The organism is Polaromonas sp. Polasp52 (assembly GCF_059491565.1).
On sequence record NZ_CP168513.1, the window covers coordinates 2,760,842 to 2,781,399 of the forward strand.

At 65.2% G+C, this 20,558-nt stretch carries 17 protein-coding genes; 13 read left to right on the forward strand and 4 right to left on the reverse strand.

Translation table 11 applies throughout. The annotated features are described in order from the left end of the window. Positions 1-7: 7 nt before the first annotated feature. Both ACEN9P_RS12905 and ACEN9P_RS12910 read right to left on the reverse strand, forming a co-directional pair. Complete coding sequence (locus ACEN9P_RS12905) at positions 8-934, reverse strand: aldose 1-epimerase (RefSeq protein WP_495619471.1); 927 nt, start codon at positions 932-934, stop codon at positions 8-10. Between the two features lie 68 nt (positions 935-1,002). Then, entirely contained in the window at positions 1,003-1,914 is a 912-nt protein-coding gene (locus ACEN9P_RS12910; RefSeq protein WP_495622175.1) for an SMP-30/gluconolactonase/LRE family protein, read from the reverse strand. A gap of 176 nt (positions 1,915-2,090) precedes the next feature. Here ACEN9P_RS12910 and ACEN9P_RS12915 point away from each other — a divergent pair, with 176 nt between their 5' ends. Beyond that, complete coding sequence (locus tag ACEN9P_RS12915) at positions 2,091-2,876, forward strand: SDR family NAD(P)-dependent oxidoreductase (protein ID WP_495619472.1); 786 nt, start codon at positions 2,091-2,093, stop codon at positions 2,874-2,876. Positions 2,877-2,879: 3 nt separating this feature from the next. On the opposite strand, the gene ACEN9P_RS12920 is transcribed toward ACEN9P_RS12915, so the two are convergent. Next, positions 2,880-3,845 (reverse strand): LysR substrate-binding domain-containing protein, encoded by a 966-nt coding sequence (locus ACEN9P_RS12920; RefSeq protein WP_477662877.1) that lies wholly within the window; start codon positions 3,843-3,845, stop codon positions 2,880-2,882. A 107-nt stretch (positions 3,846-3,952) separates the two neighbouring features. Between ACEN9P_RS12920 and ACEN9P_RS12925 the strand changes: the two genes are divergently transcribed. The 12 genes from ACEN9P_RS12925 to ACEN9P_RS12980 all read left to right on the forward strand — a co-directional run bounded on the left by ACEN9P_RS12925 (position 3,953) and on the right by ACEN9P_RS12980 (position 19,947). After that, positions 3,953-5,404, forward strand: coding sequence for an aldehyde dehydrogenase family protein (locus tag ACEN9P_RS12925; RefSeq protein WP_477662876.1), 1,452 nt, complete (start codon positions 3,953-3,955; stop codon positions 5,402-5,404). A gap of 54 nt (positions 5,405-5,458) precedes the next feature. Continuing rightward, the gene (locus ACEN9P_RS12930; RefSeq protein ID WP_074580101.1) at positions 5,459-6,424 is read left to right on the forward strand and encodes an ABC transporter substrate-binding protein; all 966 of its coding nucleotides are present in this window, start codon (positions 5,459-5,461) and stop codon (positions 6,422-6,424) included. 63 nt (positions 6,425-6,487) lie between these two features. Next, positions 6,488-7,558, forward strand: coding sequence for a multiple monosaccharide ABC transporter substrate-binding protein (gene chvE / locus ACEN9P_RS12935; protein ID WP_477662875.1), 1,071 nt, complete (start codon positions 6,488-6,490; stop codon positions 7,556-7,558). A gap of 118 nt (positions 7,559-7,676) precedes the next feature. Further along, complete coding sequence (gene mmsA, locus ACEN9P_RS12940) at positions 7,677-9,182, forward strand: multiple monosaccharide ABC transporter ATP-binding protein (protein WP_495622176.1); 1,506 nt, start codon at positions 7,677-7,679, stop codon at positions 9,180-9,182. Between the two features lies 1 nt (position 9,183). Further along, positions 9,184-10,401, forward strand: a complete 1,218-nt coding sequence (gene mmsB / locus ACEN9P_RS12945; protein ID WP_495619473.1) for a multiple monosaccharide ABC transporter permease — start codon at positions 9,184-9,186, stop codon at positions 10,399-10,401. Positions 10,402-10,456: 55 nt separating this feature from the next. After that, on the forward strand, positions 10,457-11,995 hold the full coding sequence (locus ACEN9P_RS12950; RefSeq protein WP_495619474.1) for a sugar ABC transporter ATP-binding protein: 1,539 nt from the start codon (positions 10,457-10,459) through the stop codon (positions 11,993-11,995). Next, a complete protein-coding gene (locus tag ACEN9P_RS12955; protein ID WP_477662872.1) occupies positions 11,988-13,031 on the forward strand; it encodes an ABC transporter permease in 1,044 nt (347 codons plus the stop codon). Before ACEN9P_RS12950 ends, ACEN9P_RS12955 begins: the two co-directional genes overlap by 8 nt. Next, on the forward strand, positions 13,028-14,062 hold the full coding sequence (yjfF, locus tag ACEN9P_RS12960) for a galactofuranose ABC transporter, permease protein YjfF (protein WP_495619475.1): 1,035 nt from the start codon (positions 13,028-13,030) through the stop codon (positions 14,060-14,062). Before ACEN9P_RS12955 ends, yjfF begins: the two co-directional genes overlap by 4 nt. Positions 14,063-14,081: 19 nt before the next feature. After that, entirely contained in the window at positions 14,082-15,818 is a 1,737-nt protein-coding gene (locus ACEN9P_RS12965; RefSeq protein WP_477700890.1) for an IlvD/Edd family dehydratase, read from the forward strand. Between the two features lie 52 nt (positions 15,819-15,870). Next, on the forward strand, positions 15,871-16,800 hold the full coding sequence (locus ACEN9P_RS12970) for a dihydrodipicolinate synthase family protein (protein ID WP_495619476.1): 930 nt from the start codon (positions 15,871-15,873) through the stop codon (positions 16,798-16,800). 149 nt (positions 16,801-16,949) lie between these two features. Further along, positions 16,950-17,657, forward strand: a complete 708-nt coding sequence (locus ACEN9P_RS12975; RefSeq protein WP_495619477.1) for a haloacid dehalogenase type II — start codon at positions 16,950-16,952, stop codon at positions 17,655-17,657. A 49-nt stretch (positions 17,658-17,706) separates the two neighbouring features. After that, entirely contained in the window at positions 17,707-19,947 is a 2,241-nt protein-coding gene (locus ACEN9P_RS12980) for a malate synthase G (protein WP_495619478.1), read from the forward strand. Here the strand turns inward: ACEN9P_RS12980 and ACEN9P_RS12985 are convergent. Next, a complete protein-coding gene (locus tag ACEN9P_RS12985; protein ID WP_495619479.1) occupies positions 19,944-20,495 on the reverse strand; it encodes a hypothetical protein in 552 nt (183 codons plus the stop codon). The two genes, ACEN9P_RS12980 and ACEN9P_RS12985, sit on opposite strands and share 4 nt — an antisense overlap. Positions 20,496-20,558 lie beyond the last annotated feature (63 nt).

Genomic DNA, 20,558 nt, shown 5'->3' on the forward strand with positions numbered 1-20,558 from the left:
CATCGGCTCAGCCCTGCGCGGCCAGGGGCTCGATGCGCCACTGGATCTTGAGCGAAAACTGTTCCCCCGGCCCCAGCACACGCAGGCCGGGCTGGCCCGGCAGGTGGAAGGCATCGATAGGCTGCGTGATGGGCTCAAAACAAAAGGCGCTCCCCTGCGGCGGCCGGTAGACCAGGCAGAAGTGCCGCGCGGCGCCGCCGTCGCGCTCAAAGTCTGGCATGCCGGCCGTGACCTGCAGGCCCAGTTCGGGCCAGGCGATGCTGGCCTTGCCGCCCCAGCCGGTGTAGCCGTTGTCGATGAGCGGGCCGTTGGCCGGCGCGCCCCCGCTCAGGTCCCAGCCCGCCGGAAAATCGGTGGTGTGCGCCACCGGCAGCGGGTCGTCACCGCAAAGCCAAAGGCCTTGCACAGGCGCGGTGATCCGCGTCTGCGGCGTGCGCGGGAACCAGGGATGCACGCCCAGGCCATAGGGCAGCGGCGCAACGCCCAGGTGGCGCACCTGCACCCGCTGGTCCAGCCCGCCCTCAACCAGCCGGAAGGTCTGCACGGCTTCATAGTCATACGGGTTGCCGTCGAAGCCGTGCGACACCAGCGTCATCACCAGCGTGTCGGCGGCGGGCTGCGAAAGCTCCCAGGGCTGCAGCCAGCCGTCGCCATGGATGGGATAGGGCTCGCCCTTGCGATTGGGCCGCATCGCGTGAAACTGCCCCGCGTGCTTGAAGCCGCCGCCGCTGATGCGGTTGGACCACGGCACCATGGCAAACGAAGCGGTCTGGTAGAGGTCTGCGGTTTTGCCGTCCCAAGGCCGCCAGAGATCCAGCGGCCCTTGCGGACGCTCGAGCTGCCAGGCGGCCACGCTGCCGCCCAGCGAGGGCAGCAGCCCCAAGCGCTGGCCGGCGTGGCGCAGCCAGGCAACAGGGTGTGCGGGATCGGTCATCGAAAGTCTTTCACGGTGAAGGCGGATGGAGGCGGATGAAGGCGGGTAGATCTGCTTTGTTCGCGGCATCAGCCGCCGAACAGGCCGGCCGGCACGCCCGGGCTGTCCATGGCCACCGCGAACAGGCCGCCGGCCAGCGGCTGCGCGGCGAGTTGCTCCGGCGTGAGCCCGGTGCGGGCCGTGCTGATAAACAGTGTGCGCAGGTCCGGCCCGCCGAAGGCGCAGTTGGTCACATGGCTGGTGGGCAGCGGCACACGGCATAGCTCCTGGGCGGTAACCGGGTCGTGGCAGCTGACGCAAGCCCCTCCCCAGTGGGCGATCCACAGGCGGCCTGCCGCGTCGGTGGTCATGCCGTCGGGCACACCGTCGCCGGCTGCAAAGGCAAGCCAAAGCCGTTTGTTCGACAAGGTCCCTGCCGCGCTGTCGAAGTCGTAGGCATGGATGCGGCCCTTGACCGTGTCGTTGAAATACAGGCAGCGCCCGTCGGCCGACCAGGTCGGGCCGTTGGTCACCGCAAAACCCTGGTCATGGCAGGTGCAGCGGCCGTCGGGGTCGTAGCGGTACAGCCCGCCGGTGGGGGCCACGCAATCAAAGTCCATGGTGCCCGCCCAGAAGCTGCCCTGCGCATCACACTTGCCGTCATTAAAGCGATTGCCCGGCAAGGCCAGCTCCGGCTGGTGCAGGTAGTGCGGCTCGCCGCCCGTAGCCGGGTCAAACAGCGCAAAGCCGCGCCGCAGGGTGACGATCAGGCCGGGCGCGTGGGCCCGTTCGGCCAGCGCGGAAATTTCCTCGCCAAAAGACCAGTTCTTGCGCTCGCCGGAGGCCGGGTCAAAGCGGTGCAGGCGGCGCCCCAGAATGTCCACCCAGTACAGGGCCTGCTCACGCGGCGACCACAAAGTGCCTTCACCCAGCAGGGCCCCCGCCGGGTCCACGCAATGCGCTGTGCCGGGCGCCGGTGTGGCCGGCTGCGGCCTGTGCATGTCCGCGAGGGTATCCTGAATCGATGTCACTGATGTCTCCCTGTTGCGGGCCTGTGCATGGCGCCTTGGCTCTTGACGCGATGCATGATATCAATGCATAGTGATGTTGAAAACCTATTGTTTTTAAATCAATCTATATATAAATTGCAATGTCAAATATTTCGAGCCCTGCCTCCATGCGTTCCGCTCCCGCGAGCGACACCCTCTCCGTCTTTCCCAGCCTGAAAAACCGGTCGGTGTTTGTCACCGGCGGCGGCAGCGGCATAGGCGCCGCCATCGTGACGGCGTTTGCCCAGCAGGGTGCGCGTGTCGCATTCATTGATGTCGCGAAGGAAGCCAGCGAGGCGCTGGCCCAGCAATTGGCGGATGCGGGACATGCCCGCCCCTGGTGGCGCGTTTGCGATGTGCGGGATGTGGCCGCGCTGCAAGCGGCGATTGCCGAGGCGGCGCAGGCGCTGGGCGATTTTTCGGTGCTGGTCAACAACGTGGCCAGCGATGACCGCCACAGCCTGGAATCCGTGACGCCCGCCTACTACGACGAGCGCATCGCGATCAACGAGCGGCCCGCCTTTTTTGCGATCCAGTCAGTGGTGCCTGGCATGCAGCGGCTGGGCGCCGGCTCCATCATCAACCTGGGCTCCACCGGCTGGCAGGGCAAGGGCGCCGGCTATCCCTGCTATGCCATCGCCAAGTCTTCGGTGAACGGCCTGACGCGCGGCCTGGCGAAAACACTGGGCCGCGACCGCATCCGCGTCAACACCGTGTCGCCGGGCTGGGTCATGACCGAGCGGCAGATCAAGCTCTGGCTGGATGCCGAAGGCGAAAAGGAACTCGAGCGCAACCAGTGCCTGCCCGACAAGCTGCTGCCCCACGACATCGCGCGCATGGTGCTGTTCCTGGCCTCCGACGACGCCGCCATGTGCACCGCGCAGGAGTTCAAGGTGGATGCCGGCTGGGTTTGAGCTTCAGGCCAGGTCCACTTCCAGCCTACGCCCATAGAGCGTGAGGCTCGCCGCCTTCAGCGCCTTCATCATGACCTTGGCGGCGGGTGAAGGCAGGCGGTCGGTCCGGGTGATGATGCCGAAGGCGTCCATATGGCAGGGCATGTCCAGCGGCAGCATCGCGACGAGGCCGTGCGCCGCGTAATACCGCGCCACGTCGGCCGCGACCACGGCCACCATATCGCTTTGCTGCAGCATGCGCGTGATGAAAAGCAGCGCCGAAGACTCGACCACGTTGATCGGCGGCGCGAGCCCGTCCTCCTGGAACATCAGCTCGAAGCGGTGCCTCAGCACGCTGCCCGCGGGCGGCACGATCCAGGCGGCCGCCACCACGTCGCGCAGGGTCAGGCCCGACACCCCCAGCAAGGGATGGCCCGGTCTGGCCATGGCGCACACCGGCTCCTCGACCAGGGGCTCATAACGCAAATGGGTTTTGTCGTGCTCGGCAAAAAGGCGCGCCACCAGGATGTCGAGCTTGCCCTGCTCCAGCCGCTCCAGCAGCACCGGGCTGGTTTCGATGTCCAGCGAGATGCGCAGGCTGGGGTGCTCCTGCTTGACCACGGCCACCGCGGAGGGCAGCAAGGCCAGGCCCGGCGAGGTGATCGCGCCGACGGCGACGTGGCCGAAGTGCCCGGTCTTGAGCGCGGTGAGTTCGTCATGCGCCTGGTTCAGGCTGGCCAGCGCCATGCGCGCATGCCGGATCATGGTTTCGCCATACCAGGTCGGCCGCATGCCGCGGGGCAGGCGCTCGAACAGCGGCACCTCCAGTACGTCTTCCAGGTCCTTGAGCAGCTTGGAGGCCGCCGGCTGGGTCATGCTGAGCACCTGCGCCGCGCGGTGGATATTGCCTTCTTCGGCCAGCGCGACCAGCAACAGCAATTGCCGGGTTTTGAGCCTTGCGCGTATGAACCAGTGGTTGTAGGTGGTCATCGGGTTTTCCAGAATGCGTAGAACGATATCAATTTTGTCAAAAAAACGATTAGATTGATATCAAAATCGATTCTAGACTGCGTCGTTATGAAAAAACATCTCTTCTCATGAGATTCGGCGAACTGCAGCACACCGCCCGGCATTACATCAATGGGCGCTGGGAAACCGGCACCACCACGGGCATCAGCAGCAACCCCTCGGACACCCGCGAAGTGGTGAGCGAGTATGCGCGTGCCGACCGCAACCAGACCGAAGTGGCGATCCGCGCGGCCTCCGAGGCTTTGCCGCACTGGAGCCACAGCACCCCGCAGCGCCGCGCCGATGTGCTCGACCAGATAGGCAGCGAGATCCTGGCGCGCAAGGATGAGCTGGGCATGCTGCTGGCGCGGGAAGAAGGGAAAACCTTGCCCGAAGGCGTGGGCGAAGCGGCGCGGGCGGGCCAGATCTTCAAGTTTTTCGCGGGCGAGGCGCTGCGCGTCCAGGGGGAGACCCTGGCATCGGTGCGGCCCGGCATCCAGGTGGACGTGACGCGTGAACCCGTCGGCGTGGTGGGCATCATCGCGCCGTGGAATTTTCCGCTGGCGATCCCGGCCTGGAAGATCGCGCCGGCACTGGCTTACGGCAACACGGTGGTCTTCAAGCCGGCCGAGCTGGTCGCCACCTGCGCCTGGGCGCTGGCCGAAATCATCAGCCGCTGCGGGCTGCCCGCGGGCGTGTTCAACCTGGTCATGGGCAGCGGCCGGGAAGTCGGGCAGGCGCTGGTCGACCATCCCCTGGTCAATGCGCTGAGTTTCACGGGCTCGGTGGCGACCGGCGAGCGCATCCTGCAGTCCGCGGCCGCGCGCCGCGCCAAGGTGCAGCTTGAAATGGGCGGCAAAAACCCGCTGGTGGTGCTGGCCGATGCCGATCTTGACCAGGCCGTCGAATGCGCGGTGCAAGGCTCGTATTTTTCGACCGGCCAGCGCTGCACCGCCTCGAGCCGCCTGATTGTGGAGGCGTCCGTGCACGACGCCTTCGTCGCCCGGCTGCGCCACCGCGTCGCCTCGCTCAAGGTGGGCCACGCGCTGGAGCAAGGCATCGAAATAGGTCCCGTGGTCGACCAGGGCCAGCTGGACAACAACCAGTCCTACCTGGAGATAGGACGCAACGAGGGCGCCGAGCATGTCTGGGGCGGCGAGTTGCTCGAACGTGCCACCCCGGGGCACTACATGAGCCCGGCGCTTTTCCTGGCCAAGCCGGAGCACCGCATCGCGCGCGAAGAAATCTTCGGGCCGGTCGCCTGTGTGCTGCAGGCCGATGATTTTGAACACGCGCTGGCCCTGGCCAACGACACGCCCTTCGGCCTGTGCGCGGGCATCTGCACCACATCCCTGAAGCACGCCACGCATTTCAAGCGCAACGCCGAGGTCGGCATGACCATGGTCAACCTGCCGACCGCGGGCGTTGACTTTCACGTGCCTTTCGGCGGGCGCAAGGGTTCGAGTTACGGCCCGCGCGAGCAGGGCCGCTACGCCGCGGAGTTTTACACGACGGTCAAGACCGGCTACGTGCTGGCCTGAACCACTTCGGATCACGGGAGACTTGTCAGTTTAATTTCAACCAAAGGAGACAACATGAAGATCCAACGCCGTACCCTCGCCGCAGCGCTCGCCTGCGCCCCCCTTGCCGGTTTGCTGCCGGCTTCCGCATGGGCGCAAAAAGCCATCGTGCTGGGTTTCAGCCAGGTGGGCGCGGAAAGCGAGTGGCGCACCGCCAACACCGAATCCATCAAATCGGCCGCCAAGGACGCCGGCATCGAGCTCAAGTTTTCGGATGCCCAGCAAAAACAGGAAAACCAGATCAAGGCCATCCGCTCCTTCATCGCGCAAAAGGTGGACGTGATCGCCTTCTCGCCGGTTGTCGAGTCGGGCTGGGAAACCGTGCTGCGTGAAGCCAAGGCGGCGAAGATCCCGGTCGTGCTGACCGACCGCTCCGTCAACGTGAAGGACACCTCGCTGTATGTCTCCTTCATGGGCTCCGACTTTGTGGAAGAAGGCCGCAAGGCGGGCCGCTGGCTGGTGGAAAAAATGAAGGGAAGCAGCGGGCAGGTCAACATCGTCGAGCTGCAGGGCACCGTCGGTTCCGCGCCGGCCATAGACCGCAAAAAAGGTTTTGAGGAAATCATCAAGGCCGACCCGAAGTTCAAGATCATCCGTTCGCAGACAGGCGATTTCACCCGGGCCAAGGGCAAGGAAGTGATGGAAGCCTTCCTCAAGGCCGAGGGCAAGAAGATCAATGTGCTGTACGCGCACAACGACGACATGGCGATAGGCGCGATCCAGGCGATCGAAGAGGCCGGCATGAAGCCGGCGAAGGACATCACCATCATCTCCATCGACGCCGTGAAGGGCGCCTTCGAGGCCATGATGGCCGGCAAGCTCAACGTCTCCGTGGAATGCAGCCCCTTGCTAGGGCCCCAGTTGATGGCCGCGGTGAAAGACATCAAGGCCGGCAAGCCGGTCCAGAAACGAATCGTTACTGAAGAAGGGATTTTTCCGATGGAAGTGGCAGCCGCGGAATTTCCCAAGCGTAAGTACTGATGGGGCGCCTGCAAGGGCGCGCGGATACTCAAGAATCACTGACAACACACAAGGAGACAATTCATGAAGCGTATTTTTCTGAAGACTTTGCTGGCCAGCCTGGCCCTGGCCGCCGTCGGTATCGCACCGCTGGCCCATGCGCAGGACAAGGGCAGCATCGGCATCTCGATGCCGACCAAGTCCTCTGCCCGCTGGATCGCCGACGGCGACAACATGGTCAAGGTGCTCAAGGAGCGCGGCTACAAGACCGACCTGCAGTACGCCGAGGACGACATCCCGAACCAGCTGGCCCAGATCGAGAACATGATCACCAAGGGCGTGAAGGTGCTGGTGATCGCCTCCATCGACGGCACCACCTTGTCCAAGGCCCTGCAAAACGCGGCCGACAAAGGCATCAAGGTCATTGCCTACGACCGCCTGATCAAGGGTTCCAAGAACGTGGACTACTACGCCACCTTCGACAACTTCCAGGTCGGCGTGCTGCAGGCCACCACCATCGTCGACAAGCTGGGCCTCAAGCAGGGCAAAGGTCCCTTCAACATTGAGCTTTTCGGTGGTTCGCCCGACGACAATAACGCTTTCTTCTTCTACGACGGCGCCATGAGCGTGCTAAAGCCCTACATCGACAGCGGCAAGCTGGTGGTGCGCAGCAAGCAGATGGGCATGAACAAGGTGGGCACCCTGCGCTGGGACGGCGCGGTGGCGCAGGCGCGCATGGACAACCTGCTGTCGGCCTACTACGGCAAGGAAAAAGTCCACGCGGTGTTGTCGCCGTATGACGGCCTGTCCATCGGCATCCTGTCCTCCCTGAAGGGCGTGGGTTACTGCACCGCGCAGCAACCCTGCCCGGTGGTCAGCGGCCAGGACGCAGAAATCGCTTCCGTCAAGTCCATCCTGAAAGGCGAGCAGTACTCGACCATCTTCAAGGACACGCGTGAACTCGCCAAGGTCACGGCCAACATGGTGGACGCCATGCTGTCCGGCAAACAGCCCGAGATCAACGACACCAAGACTTACAACAACGGCGTGAAAGTGGTGCCCTCCTATCTGCTCAAACCCGTGGCCGTCGATGCGTCGAACTGGAACCAGGTGCTGATTGGCAGCGGTTACTACAAAGAATCCCAGATCAAGTAAGCATTCGCTGAAAACAAAACGGAACAAACGGCCCCACGCCGCAAGGCGCGGGGCCGTCAACGCCAAGAGGTGGCAATCACCTTGCATCAAAGGACAGGCATTGGAAACGATTCTGGAGATGCGCGACATCCGCAAGACCTTCCCCGGTGTTGTCGCGCTGAACAAGGTCAACCTGCGCGTGCGCGCCGGTGAGATCCATGCCATCGTCGGCGAGAACGGCGCCGGAAAATCGACCTTGATGAAGGTCCTCTCCGGTGTCTACCCGCATGGCTCTTACAGCGGCGACATCGTCTACGAAGGGCAGGAGCGCCGCTTCCTCGGCATCCACGACAGCGAGCAACTGGGCGTCATCATCATCCACCAGGAACTGGCCCTGGTTCCGCTGCTGTCCATCGCCGAGAACATCTTCCTGGGCAACGAGACCGCGCAGCACGGCGTGATCGACTGGATGGCCGCGCACAGCAAGACGCAGGCCCTGCTGAAAAAAGTCGGCCTCAAGGAATCACCCGCCACGCTGATCACGGACATCGGCGTGGGCAAGCAACAGCTGGTGGAAATCGCCAAGGCCCTGTCCAGGCAGGTCAAGCTGCTCATCCTCGACGAGCCCACGGCCAGCCTCAACGAAAACGACAGCCAGGCGCTGCTCGACCTGTTGCTCGAACTCAAGGGCCATGGCATCACCTGCATCCTTATTTCGCACAAGCTCAATGAGATCTCCCGCGTGGCGGACGCCATCACTATCCTGCGCGACGGCAGCACCGTGGAAACGCTGGACTGCCGCGAAGAGGCCGTCAGCGAGGACCGCGTCATCCGCGGCATGGTGGGCCGCGAGATGGCAGACCGCTACCCGCCGCGCCAGCCGGAAATCGGCGAAACCGTGTTTGAGGTGCGCGACTGGAATGTTTACCACCCGCTGCACACGGACAGGAAATTCATCAAGGACGTGAGCCTGCAGGTGCGGCGCGGTGAAATCATCGGCATTGCCGGGCTGATGGGCGCGGGGCGCACGGAGCTTGCCATGAGCATCTTCGGCCGATCGTGGGGTCGCCGTATCAGCGGCCAGGTCCTGCTGAACGGCAAGCCCATCGACGTCGGCACGGTGGAAAAAGCCGTTCGCCACGGCCTGGCTTATGTGACCGAGGACCGCAAGGGCAACGGGCTGGTGCTGAACGAAGACATCCAGTTCAATGTGTCGCTGGCCAATCTCAAGGGCGTGTCGACCGCGACCGTGATCGACAGCGGCAGCGAATACCAGGTGGCGCAGCGCTACCGGGAAAAACTGCGCATACGCTGCTCCGGCGTCGGCCAGAAAGTCCTCAACCTCTCGGGCGGGAACCAGCAAAAGGTGGTGCTCGGGAAGTGGCTGTTCACCAGCCCCGAGGTGCTCATCCTCGACGAGCCCACGCGCGGCATCGACGTGGGCGCCAAGTACGAGATTTACACCCTGATGGCCCAGCTTGCGGCCGAGGGGAAATGCATCATCGTCATTTCTTCGGAAATGCCGGAACTGCTGGGTATGACGGATCGCATCTACGTCATGAACGAAGGCCGCTTCATCGCCGAGATGCCGACGGCCGAAGCCTCCCAGGAAAAAATCATGCGCGCGATCGTGAAAGCAAGCTGAAATGAAGAACGAATCCTCCAACGCCACCATGCCACCGGCCAAAGCCGCGTCCGCGGGCGACAAATCACCGCTGGACTACCTGAAGCACAACTTCCGCGAATACGGCATGCTGGTCACGCTGGTGGCCATCATGGCCTTCTTCCAGTACATGACCGAGGGCACGCTGATGCAGCCCCTCAACCTGACCAACCTGGTGCTGCAAAACAGCTACATCGTCATCATGGCCCTGGGCATGCTGCTGGTCATCGTGGCGGGGCATATCGACCTGTCGGTGGGCTCGGTCTGCGGCTTCATAGGCGCATTGGCCGCCGTGCTGATGGTGCAGTACGACTGGAACTTCGTGCCGGCCTCGCTGCTGTGCCTGACTTGCGGCGCGCTGATAGGCGCGGTGCAGGGATGGTTCGTCGCCTTCTTCCGGATTCCCTCCTTTATCGTCACGCTGGCGGGCATGCTGGTGTTCAAGGGACTTGCGCTGGCGCTGCTGCAGGGCCAGTCGGTGGGGCCCTTCCCCGAGTCCTTCCAGAAGCTCAGCTCCGGCTTCATGCCGGACCTGCTGAGCAGCGAGGGCCTGCGCATGACGTCACTGCTGCTGGGCGTGATCCTTGCCGCCGTGCTGGCGGCCGCCGGCTTGCGCGCGCGGGCCCGCCAGATCAAGCACGGCATCCAGGCCGAGCCCGCCATGTTCTTTTTTGTCAAAACCGCGGTGTTCGCCGCGCTGCTGATTTATTTCAGCTACCTGCTGGCTTCCTACCAGGGCTTGCCCAATGTGCTCATCGTGATGGCCGTGCTGATCTTCCTGTTCCACTTCATCACCGGGCACACCACCATAGGGCGGCGTGTCTATGCGCTGGGCGGCAACGAAAAGGCGGCCAAGCTCTCGGGCATCAAGACCGAGCGCCTGTCTTTCTACACCTTCGTCAACATGGGCGTGCTGGCGGCGCTGGCGGGGCTGGTGTTCGCCGCGCGCCTGAATACCGCCACGCCCAAGGCCGGCCTGGGTTTTGAGCTCGACGTGATTGCCGCCTGCTTTATCGGCGGGGCATCGGCCTCGGGCGGCGTCGGCAAAGTCATGGGCGCGGTGATAGGCGCGTTCGTGATGGGCGTGATGAACAACGGCATGTCCATCCTGGGCGTCGGCATCGACTACCAGCAGGTCATCAAGGGCGTGGTGCTGCTGGCCGCCGTGTTTGTCGACGTCTATAACAAAAACAAGGCATGAACCCTGCGGCCGTCCCCAAGGCGAATACCGCGGCGCACGGCGCCGGGCTTGCCCCATGACCCCGGCCGATACCCCCGCCGATATCGCTCCCGTGCTGGAGCTCTCGGGCATCCACAAGAAGTTTGCCGGCATCGATGCGCTGCGCGATGTGCGCCTGCGCCTGTATCCCGGTGAAATCCATGCCCTGATGGGGCAAAACGGCGCGGGCAAGTCCACGCTCATCAAGGTCCTGACCGGCGTGCTGGAAGCCAGCGGCGGCCGGATGGAACTGGCCGGCCAGCCGGTGTGGCCGGCTTCTCCCCTGGCCGCGCAGCGCCTGGGCATCAGCACGGTCTACCAGGAAGTCAATCTCTGCCCCAACTTGTCCGTGGCGGAAAACATTTTCGCGGGCCGCTACCCGCGGCGCGGCTTTGCGCAGGGATACGGCATCGCCTGGGCCGAGCTGAACCGCCGCGCGCGCGAACTCGTCGCGCGCGTCGGCCTGGACATCGACGTCACGCGCCTTCTGTCCAGCTACCCGGTCGCGGTGCAGCAGCTGGTGGCCATCGCGCGCGCCATCAGCATCGAAGCCAAGGTGCTGATCCTGGACGAACCCACTTCCAGCCTTGACGACGACGAAGTGCAAAAACTCTTTGAGGTCTTGCGCCGCCTGCGCGGCGAGGGCCTGGCCATTGTTTTTGTGACCCATTTCCTGAACCAGGTCTATGCGGTGTCCGACCGCATCACGGTGCTGCGCAACGGCGGCTGGGTCGGGGAGTGGCGGGCCAGCGAACTGGGGCCGCAGGCATTGATCGCGGCCATGCTGGGCCGGGAGCTGGCCGCGCAATCCGCAAGCGCCCCGGCAACGTCTGCGTTTGATGACGCGCAGCCGGCGCTATTGCAGGCCGAAGGCCTGGGCCAAAGCGGCCAGTTGCAGCCCGTGGACCTGCGCGTGCGTGCCGGCGAGGTGCTGGGCCTTGCCGGCCTGCTGGGCGCGGGCCGCACGGAGCTGGCGCGCCTGCTGTTCGGGCTGGAGGCGCCGGACCGCGGGGTGCTCAGGATAGACGGCGAGACAGTGGCTTTCTCCAGCCCCGCCGACGCGATCCGCCACGGTCTGGCCCTGTGCCCCGAGGAACGCAAGACCGACGGCATCGTGGCCGAGCTGTCGCTGCGCGAAAACATCGCGCTGGCGCTGCAAGCCCGCATGGGCATGCGCCGCTTTTTGTCGCGGGCCGAGCAGACCGCGCTGGCCGAACGTTTTGTCCAGGCCATGGGCATCAAGACCGCGAGTGTGGACACGCCCATAGGCCTGCTGTCGGGCGGCAACCAGCAAAAAGCCATGATCGCGCGCTGGCTCGCGACCGAGCCGCGCCTCTTGATCCTGGACGAGCCGACGCGCGGCATCGACGTGGCCGCCAAGCAGGAAATCATGGAGCAGATCCTGCGCCTGGCGCAGGCCGGCATGGCCGTGATCTTCATCTCCTCCGAAATGAGCGAGGTGGTTCGTGTGGCGCACCGCATCGTGGTGCTGCGCGACCGCCGCAAGGTGGGCGAGCTGCCGGCGGGCAGCAGCGAAGACGCCGTCTATGAACTGATTGCGGCCGAGCATGCTTGAAAAAAATCACTCCCCCAGTGTCATGCGGCACCGGCTGGCCTGGCCGCTGCTCACGCTGCTCCTGCTGCTGGTGGTGAACACGGTGTTCAATGCCAGCTTTCTGCACGTCGAGTGGCGCGACGGCCACCTCTACGGCAGCCTGGTGGACATCCTCAACCGCGCAGCGCCGCTGGTGCTGGTGTCGCTGGGCATGACCATGGTGATCGCCACCCGCGGCATCGACATTTCCGTGGGCGCCGTGGTGGCCATCGCCGCCGCGCTGGCCGCCTGGATGATAGGCGGCTCGGTGGCGGCGGGCGTGAGCCGCTTCCCGATGCCGCTGGCGATTCTGGCGGCGCTGGGCATCGCGCTGCTGTGCGGGCTGTGGAACGGGCTGCTGGTCGCCAGGGTGGGCATGCAGCCCATCATCGCCACGCTGATCCTCATGGTGGCGGGCCGCGGCATCGCGCAGCTCATCACCGGCGGGCAGATCATCACCATTTATTACGCGCCGTTTTTCTTCCTGGGCAGCGGCTACCTGCTGGGCCTGCCTTTCTCGCTGTTTATCGTGGTGGCGGTGTTTGTCCTGCTGTACCTGGCGGTGACGCGCACCGCACTCGGGCTGTTCATCCAGGCCGTGGGCATCAACCCGACCGCGGCGCGCGTTGCCGGCGTGCAGGCGCGGCGCCTGATCGTCGCGGCCTACGCTTTCTGCGGCCTGTGCGCGGGCATTGCGGGCCTGCTGATCAGCTCCAACGTCAAAAGCGCCGACGGCAACAATGCGGGCCAGCTGCTCGAGCTTGACGCCATCCTGGCGGTCACGCTGGGCGGCACCGCGCTCACCGGCGGGCGCTTCAGCCTGGTGGGCAGCGTGATAGGCGCGCTGATCATCCAGACCCTGACCTATGCCATTTATTCGCTGGGCGTGCCGCCCGAGATCAACCTGGTGGTCAAGGCCGTGGTGGTGTTTGCCGTGATGCTGCTGCAGTCGCCGGAGTTCCGGGCCGAGGTCGCCATCTGGGTACGGCGGCCGGCCGTGCGGGGAATGCGGCCATGAGCGCGACGCTGAAAGCACCCGTCGAAAAAATCGCGCCCCGGCCACAGCTGCCGGCCGCGCCGGCTTCGCGCTTCAATCCCAAGTACCTGCCGCTGGCGGCCACCATTTCGCTGTTTGTCGCCATGGCGAGCCTGGGCTCGGTGCTCTACACCGGCTTTTTTTCGGCGCAGGTCTTCCTCAACCTGCTGGTGGACAACGCCTTCCTGGTCATCGTCGCCGTGGGCATGACCTTTGTGATTCTTTCGGGCGGCATAGACCTGTCCGTCGGTTCCGTGGTGGCGCTGACCACCATGGTGTCGGCCGCGCTGGTGGAGCACCACGGCTGGAGCCCGGCCGCGGTGATTCCGCTGGTGCTGCTCATGGGCACGGCCTTCGGCGCCTTCATGGGTTTTCTGATTGAGCGTTTTCGCCTGCAGCCCTTTATCGTGACGCTGGCCGGGATGTTTCTGGCGCGCGGCCTGTGCTACCTGATCAGCGTCGACTCCATCAGCATCACCAACGAGTTTTATTCGGAGGTCTCGCAGTTGCGCATTCCCCTGTGGGAAGACGCCTCGCTCTCGATCAGCGCCCTGATTGCAGTCGCGGTGCTGCTGGCGGCGGTGTTCATCGCGCACTGCACGCCTTTCGGCCGCACCGTCTATGCCGTCGGCGGCAATGAGCAGTCCGCGCTGCTGATGGGCTTGCCGGTGCGCCGCACGCTGGTGGGGGTTTACACGCTTTCCGGCTTCTGCTCGGCGCTGGCCGGCGTGGTTTTCACTTTCTACATGCTGTCGGGTTACGGCCTGCACGCCACCGGCCTGGAGCTGGACGCCATTGCCGCCGTGGTGATAGGCGGCACCCTGCTCAGCGGCGGCGTGGGTTATGTGGCCGGCACCCTGTTCGGCGTGTTGATGCTGGGCATCATCCAGACCCTGATTTCTTTCGACGGCAGCCTGAGTTCCTGGTGGACGCGCATTGTCGTCGGCGTCCTGCTGTTTGTTTTTTGCCTGCTGCAACGGCTGCTGGTGAAGCGCACACCCACCTCTTCCTGAAACGACCCTACACCACCCCATGACAAGCACCAAGAAAAAATTACGTTCCACCGAATGGTTCGGCTCGGCCGACAAAAACGGCTTTATGTACCGCAGCTGGATGAAGAACCAGGGCATTCCCGACCACGAGTTCGACGGCCGGCCCATCATCGGCATCTGCAACACCTGGTCGGAACTCACGCCCTGCAATGCGCACTTCCGCAAGATCGCCGAGCATGTGAAGCGCGGCATCTCGGAGGCGGGAGGCTTCCCGGTGGAGTTCCCGGTGTTCTCCAACGGCGAGTCCAACCTGCGGCCCACCGCCATGCTCACGCGCAACCTGGCCAGCATGGATGTGGAAGAGGCGATTCGCGGCAACCCGATTGATGCCGTGGTGCTGCTCACCGGTTGCGACAAGACCACGCCCGCATTGCTGATGGGCGCGGCGAGCTGCGACATCCCGGCCATTGTGGTGACCGGCGGGCCCATGCTCAACGGCAAGCTTGAAGGCAAAAACATCGGCTCCGGCACGGCGGTGTGGCAGCTGCACGAGTCGCTGAAGGCGGGCGAAATCCAGCTGCACCAGTTCCTGGCGGCCGAGGGCGGCATGTCGCGTTCCGCCGGCACCTGCAACACCATGGGCACGGCCTCCACCATGGCCTGCATGGCCGAGGCGCTGGGCACTTCCCTGCCGCACAACGCGGCGATTCCCGCGGTCGATGCGCGCCGCTACGTGCTGGCGCAGATGTCGGGCGCGCGCGCCGTCGAGATGGCGCGCGAAGGGCTGACGCTGTCGAAAATCCTCACGCGCGAAGCTTTCGAAAATGCGATCCGCGTCAACGCCGCCATAGGCGGCTCCACCAACGCGGTGATTCACCTCAAGGCCATCGCCGGCCGCATCGGCGTGCAGCTGGACCTGGAAGACTGGACGCGCATAGGCCGCAACACACCCACCCTGGTCGACCTGCAGCCTTCCGGCCGTTTCCTGATGGAAGAGTTTTACTACGCCGGCGGCCTGCCCGCCGTGCTGCGCCGCCTGGGGGAGAACGGCCTGCTGCCGCACCCCAATGCCCTCACCGTCAACGGCCGGGCTCTATGGGACAACGTGCGCGAGGCCCCGCAGTACAACGACGAGGTGATTCGCCCGCTCGACAATCCCTTGATTGCCGACGGCGGCATCTGCATCCTGCGCGGCAACCTGGCGCCGCGCGGCGCGGTGCTCAAACCCTCCGCGGCTTCGCCGGAGCTGCTCAAGCACCGCGGCCGCGCGGTCGTGTTCGAGAACCTGGAGCACTACAAGGAGCGCATCGTCGACGAAAACCTCGACATTGACGCCAGCTGCGTCATGGTCATGAAAAACTGCGGTCCCAAGGGCTACCCCGGCATGGCCGAGGTCGGCAACATGGGCCTGCCGCCCAAGCTGCTGCGCCAGGGCGTCAAGGACATGGTGCGGATCTCCGACGCGCGCATGAGCGGCACCGCCTACGGCACCGTGGTGCTGCACGTGGCGCCCGAAGCCGCGGCTGGCGGGCCGCTGGCCGCCGTGCGCGACGGCGACTGGATAGAACTCGACTGCGACCAGGGCCGCCTGCACCTGGACATCAGCGATGCCGAACTCGCCGAACGCCTTGCGGCGCTGCAGGGCAAGGCCGCCGCGGGCATGCGCGGCGGCTACCAGCGCCTGTACGTCGACCATGTGCTGCAAGCCGACGAGGGCTGCGATTTTGATTTCCTGGTCGGCTGCCGCGGCTCCGAAGTTCCCCGCCATTCCCACTAGGCAGCCGGTCTGCGAACCCGTGAAGCTTCCTCCAACCTGACTCCCTACCTCTATGACCACGCCCCGCCAGCCGCGCTACCGCGGCATCTTCCCCGTCGCTCCCACCACCTTCACCGAAACCGGTGAGCTGGACCTGGAAAGCCAGAAGCGCTGCATCGACTTCATGATCGACGCCGGCTCCGACGGCATCTGCATCCTGGCCAATTTCTCCGAGCAGTTTGTGCTGTCGGACGAAGAGCGCGAAACCCTGACCCGCACCGTCCTTGAACATGTGGCCGGGCGCGTGCCGGTGATCGTGACCACCACCCACTTCGGCACCAAGATCTGCGCCGAACGCAGCCGCCGCGCGCAGGACATGGGCGCCGCCATGCTGATGGTCATGCCGCCCTACCACGGCGCCACCTTTCGCGTCAGCGAGCCGCAGATCTACGAGTTTTATGCGCGCCTGTCGGATGCGGTGAACATCCCCATCATGATCCAGGATGCCCCCGCCAGCGGCACCGTGCTGTCGGCCTGCTTCCTCGCGCGCATGGCCCGCGAGATCGAACACGTCGCCTATTTCAAGATCGAGACCGCCGGCGCGGCCTCCAAGCTGCGCGAGCTGATCCGCCTGGGCGGCCGCGCCGTGGAGGGCCCCTGGGACGGCGAGGAGGCCATCACCCTGTTGCCCGACCTCGACGCCGGCGCGACCGGCTCCATGACCGGCGGCGGCTACCCCGACGGCATTCGTCCCATCATCGAGGCGCACCGCGCCGGCGACCACGAAAAGGCTTACGCCCTTTACCAGCAGTGGCTGCCCCTGATCAATTACGAAAACCGCCAGGCCGGGCTGCTGGCCGCCAAGGCCTTGATGAAGGAAGGCGGCGTGATCGCCTGCGAGACGCCGCGCCATCCTTTCCCGGCCATGCATCCGGACACGCGCGCCGGGCTGCTGGCCACCGCCAGGCGGCTGGATCCGCTGGTGCTGCGCTGGGGGCGCTAGGCGCCGGGGCCGCCCCGGGCGCGGGGTCCAGACCTGCGCCGTCGCTACCGGCTTATGGCTTGCTGGCGAAATTACGGCTGTAAATGTCATGGATTAAGCGATTTCACGTTAATTAATCGCGGTCCTTGTATCAAATACAGTAGAGGGCCATGGAAAAGCCCCGTTCCCATCCGCCCGCCGCGCTACGCGCGGTGCTGTTCGACGCCTACGGCACGCTATTCGACGTCTACAGCGTGGGCCTGCTGGCCGAGCAGCTGTTCCCCGGAAAAGGCCAGGCGCTGGGCCTGCTGTGGCGCGACAAACAGATTGAATACACGCGGCTGGTGACCACCAGCAACGGCGGCGCGCACTACCAGCCGTTCTGGGAGCTCACGCGCGCCGGCCTGCGTTATGCCTGCAAGCGCCTGGGGCTGGACCTGGGGCCGGGCCAGGAAGACCAGCTCATGAACCAGTACCGCCACCTGTCGGCCTTTCCGGAAAACCGGGAGGTCCTGCAGGCGCTGAAGGCGCGCGGCGTGGTCACCGGCATCCTGTCCAACGGCGACCCGTCCATGCTGGGCGTGGCCGTGCGATCCGCCGGGCTCGAGGGCCTGCTGGACCATGTGATCAGCGTGGACAGCATCCGCAAATACAAGACCGCCCCCGAGGCCTATGCGCTGGGGCTTGAGGCCACCGGGCTGGAGGCCAGGCAGATCGCTTTCGTGAGCTGCAACGGCTGGGACGCGCTGGCCGCCACCTGGTACGGCTACCGCACGCTGTGGGTCAACCGCTACCAGCTGCCGTTTGAAGAGCTCGGCACGCAACCCGTGTACACCGGCAGCAGCCTGCGCGACGTGCTGGCGCTGCCTTTCCATTGACACCCGTTTTACGTTTTATTCTTGGTTTATTGAAAAAAGGGACAACACCATGAGCACCAACTCCGCCAGCAACACCGCGCGCACCGGCAGCTACCGCCTGCAGGTCGCGACGGAGCTTTACCGCTTCATCGAGGACCATGTGCTGCCCGGCACCGGCGTGGCCAGCAGCGCGTTCTGGAAGGGCTTTGACGGCATCGTCGCCGACCTGGCCCCGAAAAACATCGCCTTGCTGGCCGAGCGCGACCGCCTGCAAGCAGAACTCGACGCCTGGCACAAGGCCAACCCCGGCCCCATCGCTGACATGGCGGCCTACCGCGGCTTCCTGGAAAAGATCGGCTACCTGGTGCCGCAGCCCAAAAAAATCGGCATCACGACGGCCAAGGTGGACGACGAGCTGGCGCTGCAGGCCGGCCCCCAGCTTGTGGTGCCCATCCTGAACGCGCGCTACGCGCTCAACGCGGCCAACGCGCGCTGGGGCAGCCTTTATGACGCGCTCTACGGCACCGATGTGATCGCCGAAACCGACGGCGCGGAAAAAGGCAAGGGCTACAACCCGGTGCGCGGCGCCAAGGTGATTGAATACGCGCGTTACGTGCTGGACCGCACCGTGCCGCTGAAAAAAGGCTCCCACATCGACTCGACCGGCTACGCGGTCAGGGGCGGCGAGCTGGTCGTCACGCTCAAGGACGGCAAGAAGGGCGAGAAGACCACCACGCTCAAGGACAGCAGCCAGTTCGTGGGCTACCAGGGCAAGGCCTCGGAGCCCACGTCGGTGCTGCTGCAGCACAACGGCCTGCACCTGGACATCCGCATGGACCGCGACACGCCCATAGGCCGCACGGATGCGGCCGGCGTGAGCGACCTGGTTGTCGAAGCGGCGCTGTCGACGATTCTGGACCTGGAGGACTCGGTCGCCGTGGTCGATGCGCAGGACAAGGTGCTGGCCTACCGCAACTGGCTCGGCATTTTGCAGGGCACGCTGACCGAAAGCGTGACCAAGGACGGCAAGACCTTCACCCGCGGCCTGAACCCGGACCGCGAATACACCTCGCCCAAGGGCCAGCCCGTCACCTTGCACGGCCGCTCGCTGATGTTCGTGCGCAACGTCGGCCACCTGATGACCAACCCGGCGGTGCTGTACACCGGGGCGGACGGCGCCACGCGCGAAATCCCCGAGGGCATCCTGGACGCCGTGGTCACGACCACGATCGCCATCCACGACCTCAAGCGCAAGGGCAAGCCCGGCATCAAGAATTCGCGCAAAGGCTCGGTCTACATCGTCAAGCCCAAGATGCACGGCCCGGCCGAGGTCGCGTTTGCCGCCGAACTCTTCAGCCGCGTTGAAAAAATGCTGGGCCTGCCGGGCAGCACCGTCAAGCTCGGCATCATGGACGAAGAGCGCCGCACCAGCGTCAACCTCAAGGCCTGCATCGCCGCCGCTTCCAGCCGGGTGGCCTTCATCAACACCGGCTTCCTGGACCGCACCGGCGACGAGATGCATACCGCCATGCATGCCGGCCCCATGATCCGCAAGGGCGACATGAAGACCAGCGCCTGGATCGCGGCCTATGAGAAAAACAATGTGCTGGTGGGCCTGTCCTGCGGCCTGCGCGGCAAGGCGCAGATCGGCAAGGGCATGTGGGCCATGCCCGACCTCATGAAGGCCATGATGGAGCAGAAGATCGCCCACCCCAAAGCCGGCGCCAACACCGCCTGGGTGCCCAGCCCCACGGGCGCCACGCTGCACGCGCTGCACTACCACCAGGTCAAGGTCGGCAAGGTGCAAAGAGAGCTGGAGAGGGTGGACGCCAACAAGGAGCGCGACGCGCTGCTTAACGGCTTGCTGCAAATCCCCGTGACACGCACGCCGGCCTGGAGCGCCGAAGCCAAACAGCAGGAGCTGGACAACAACGCCCAGGGCATCCTCGGCTACGTGGTGCGCTGGATAGACCAGGGCGTGGGCTGCTCCAAGGTGCCCGACATCCACAACGTGGGCCTGATGGAAGACCGCGCCACGCTGCGCATCTCAAGCCAGCACATGGCCAACTGGCTGCTACACGGTGTGGTGAGCAAGGCGCAGGTGACGGAAACCTTTGAACGCATGGCCGCCGTCGTCGACAGGCAAAACGCCGGCGACCCGCTGTACCAGCCCATGGCCGGGCACTTTGGCAGCTCGGCGGCCTACAAGGCGGCCTGCGACCTGGTCTTCAAGGGCCTGGAGCAGCCCAGCGGCTACACCGAGCCCTTGCTGCACGCCTGGCGCTTGAAGGTGAAGGCCGGGACAGCTTAAAGCTCGCCCGCATCCACCAGCTGCCGCTGGCGGATGACAACGCGCAGGCTGGGATGGCCCGGCCTGCCCGAGCGGAACAGCATCACCTCGGCGTCCGCACCGGCCCATGATGCGCTGTCGGCCGCGGCGCCCGGCACGGCGCCGAAGGCGGCCAGTTCCGGGCCCAGCTTCGCGCGCAGCGACTGCAGCAAGGCCGCCTGGGCTTTGGCCAGTGCTTCCTCGGCGCCCGGGCCGGAGGCGGGGTTGAGCAGCACCAAGTCCATCTGCGCGAGCTTCTGGTGCGCGAAAAACAAGGTCTGCTCGAAATGGGCGCCCTCGCAGAGCGCGTCGGGCACACGCAGCGAGCCCAGCGCGCCCGAGGGCAAACGCCGCGGGGACCGCACCGGCTGGGCGCCAGGCAGGGCGGCGGTGACCTGTTCGGCGCTCATGCCCAGCAGGGCGGCGTTGTCCAGCACGGTGTGGGACCAGGCGCTGGCACACATCCAGAGCGCGCCGGCCGCCAGCCAGGGAAGCCGGAAACCGGCGAAAACAGGCCTAAATGACGCCAAAACAGGCTCCGTGGAGGTTTGGGGCCGCCGCGGCGCTGAAAGTGTTGCGCCGAACCGACCTTT

What these genes read in the sequence shown, in the direction of transcription:
- ACEN9P_RS12965 (WP_477700890.1), top strand. Translation starts at nt 14,082, where the DNA reads ATGACAAGCACCAAGAAAAAATTACGTTCCACCGAATGGTTCGGCTCG.
- ACEN9P_RS12910 (WP_495622175.1), bottom strand. Translation starts at nt 1,914, where the DNA reads ATGCACAGGCCGCAGCCGGCCACACCGGCGCCCGGCACAGCGCATTGC.
- ACEN9P_RS12975 (WP_495619477.1), top strand. Translation starts at nt 16,950, where the DNA reads ATGGAAAAGCCCCGTTCCCATCCGCCCGCCGCGCTACGCGCGGTGCTG.
- ACEN9P_RS12950 (WP_495619474.1), top strand. Translation starts at nt 10,457, where the DNA reads ATGACCCCGGCCGATACCCCCGCCGATATCGCTCCCGTGCTGGAGCTC.
- ACEN9P_RS12930 (WP_074580101.1), top strand. Translation starts at nt 5,459, where the DNA reads ATGAAGATCCAACGCCGTACCCTCGCCGCAGCGCTCGCCTGCGCCCCC.
- ACEN9P_RS12915 (WP_495619472.1), top strand. Translation starts at nt 2,091, where the DNA reads ATGCGTTCCGCTCCCGCGAGCGACACCCTCTCCGTCTTTCCCAGCCTG.
- ACEN9P_RS12980 (WP_495619478.1), top strand. Translation starts at nt 17,707, where the DNA reads ATGAGCACCAACTCCGCCAGCAACACCGCGCGCACCGGCAGCTACCGC.
- mmsB (WP_495619473.1), top strand. Translation starts at nt 9,184, where the DNA reads ATGAAGAACGAATCCTCCAACGCCACCATGCCACCGGCCAAAGCCGCG.
- ACEN9P_RS12955 (WP_477662872.1), top strand. Translation starts at nt 11,988, where the DNA reads ATGCTTGAAAAAAATCACTCCCCCAGTGTCATGCGGCACCGGCTGGCC.
- mmsA (WP_495622176.1), top strand. Translation starts at nt 7,677, where the DNA reads ATGCGCGACATCCGCAAGACCTTCCCCGGTGTTGTCGCGCTGAACAAG.
- ACEN9P_RS12920 (WP_477662877.1), bottom strand. Translation starts at nt 3,845, where the DNA reads ATGACCACCTACAACCACTGGTTCATACGCGCAAGGCTCAAAACCCGG.
- ACEN9P_RS12970 (WP_495619476.1), top strand. Translation starts at nt 15,871, where the DNA reads ATGACCACGCCCCGCCAGCCGCGCTACCGCGGCATCTTCCCCGTCGCT.
- ACEN9P_RS12925 (WP_477662876.1), top strand. Translation starts at nt 3,953, where the DNA reads ATGAGATTCGGCGAACTGCAGCACACCGCCCGGCATTACATCAATGGG.
- ACEN9P_RS12905 (WP_495619471.1), bottom strand. Translation starts at nt 934, where the DNA reads ATGACCGATCCCGCACACCCTGTTGCCTGGCTGCGCCACGCCGGCCAG.
- chvE (WP_477662875.1), top strand. Translation starts at nt 6,488, where the DNA reads ATGAAGCGTATTTTTCTGAAGACTTTGCTGGCCAGCCTGGCCCTGGCC.
- yjfF (WP_495619475.1), top strand. Translation starts at nt 13,028, where the DNA reads ATGAGCGCGACGCTGAAAGCACCCGTCGAAAAAATCGCGCCCCGGCCA.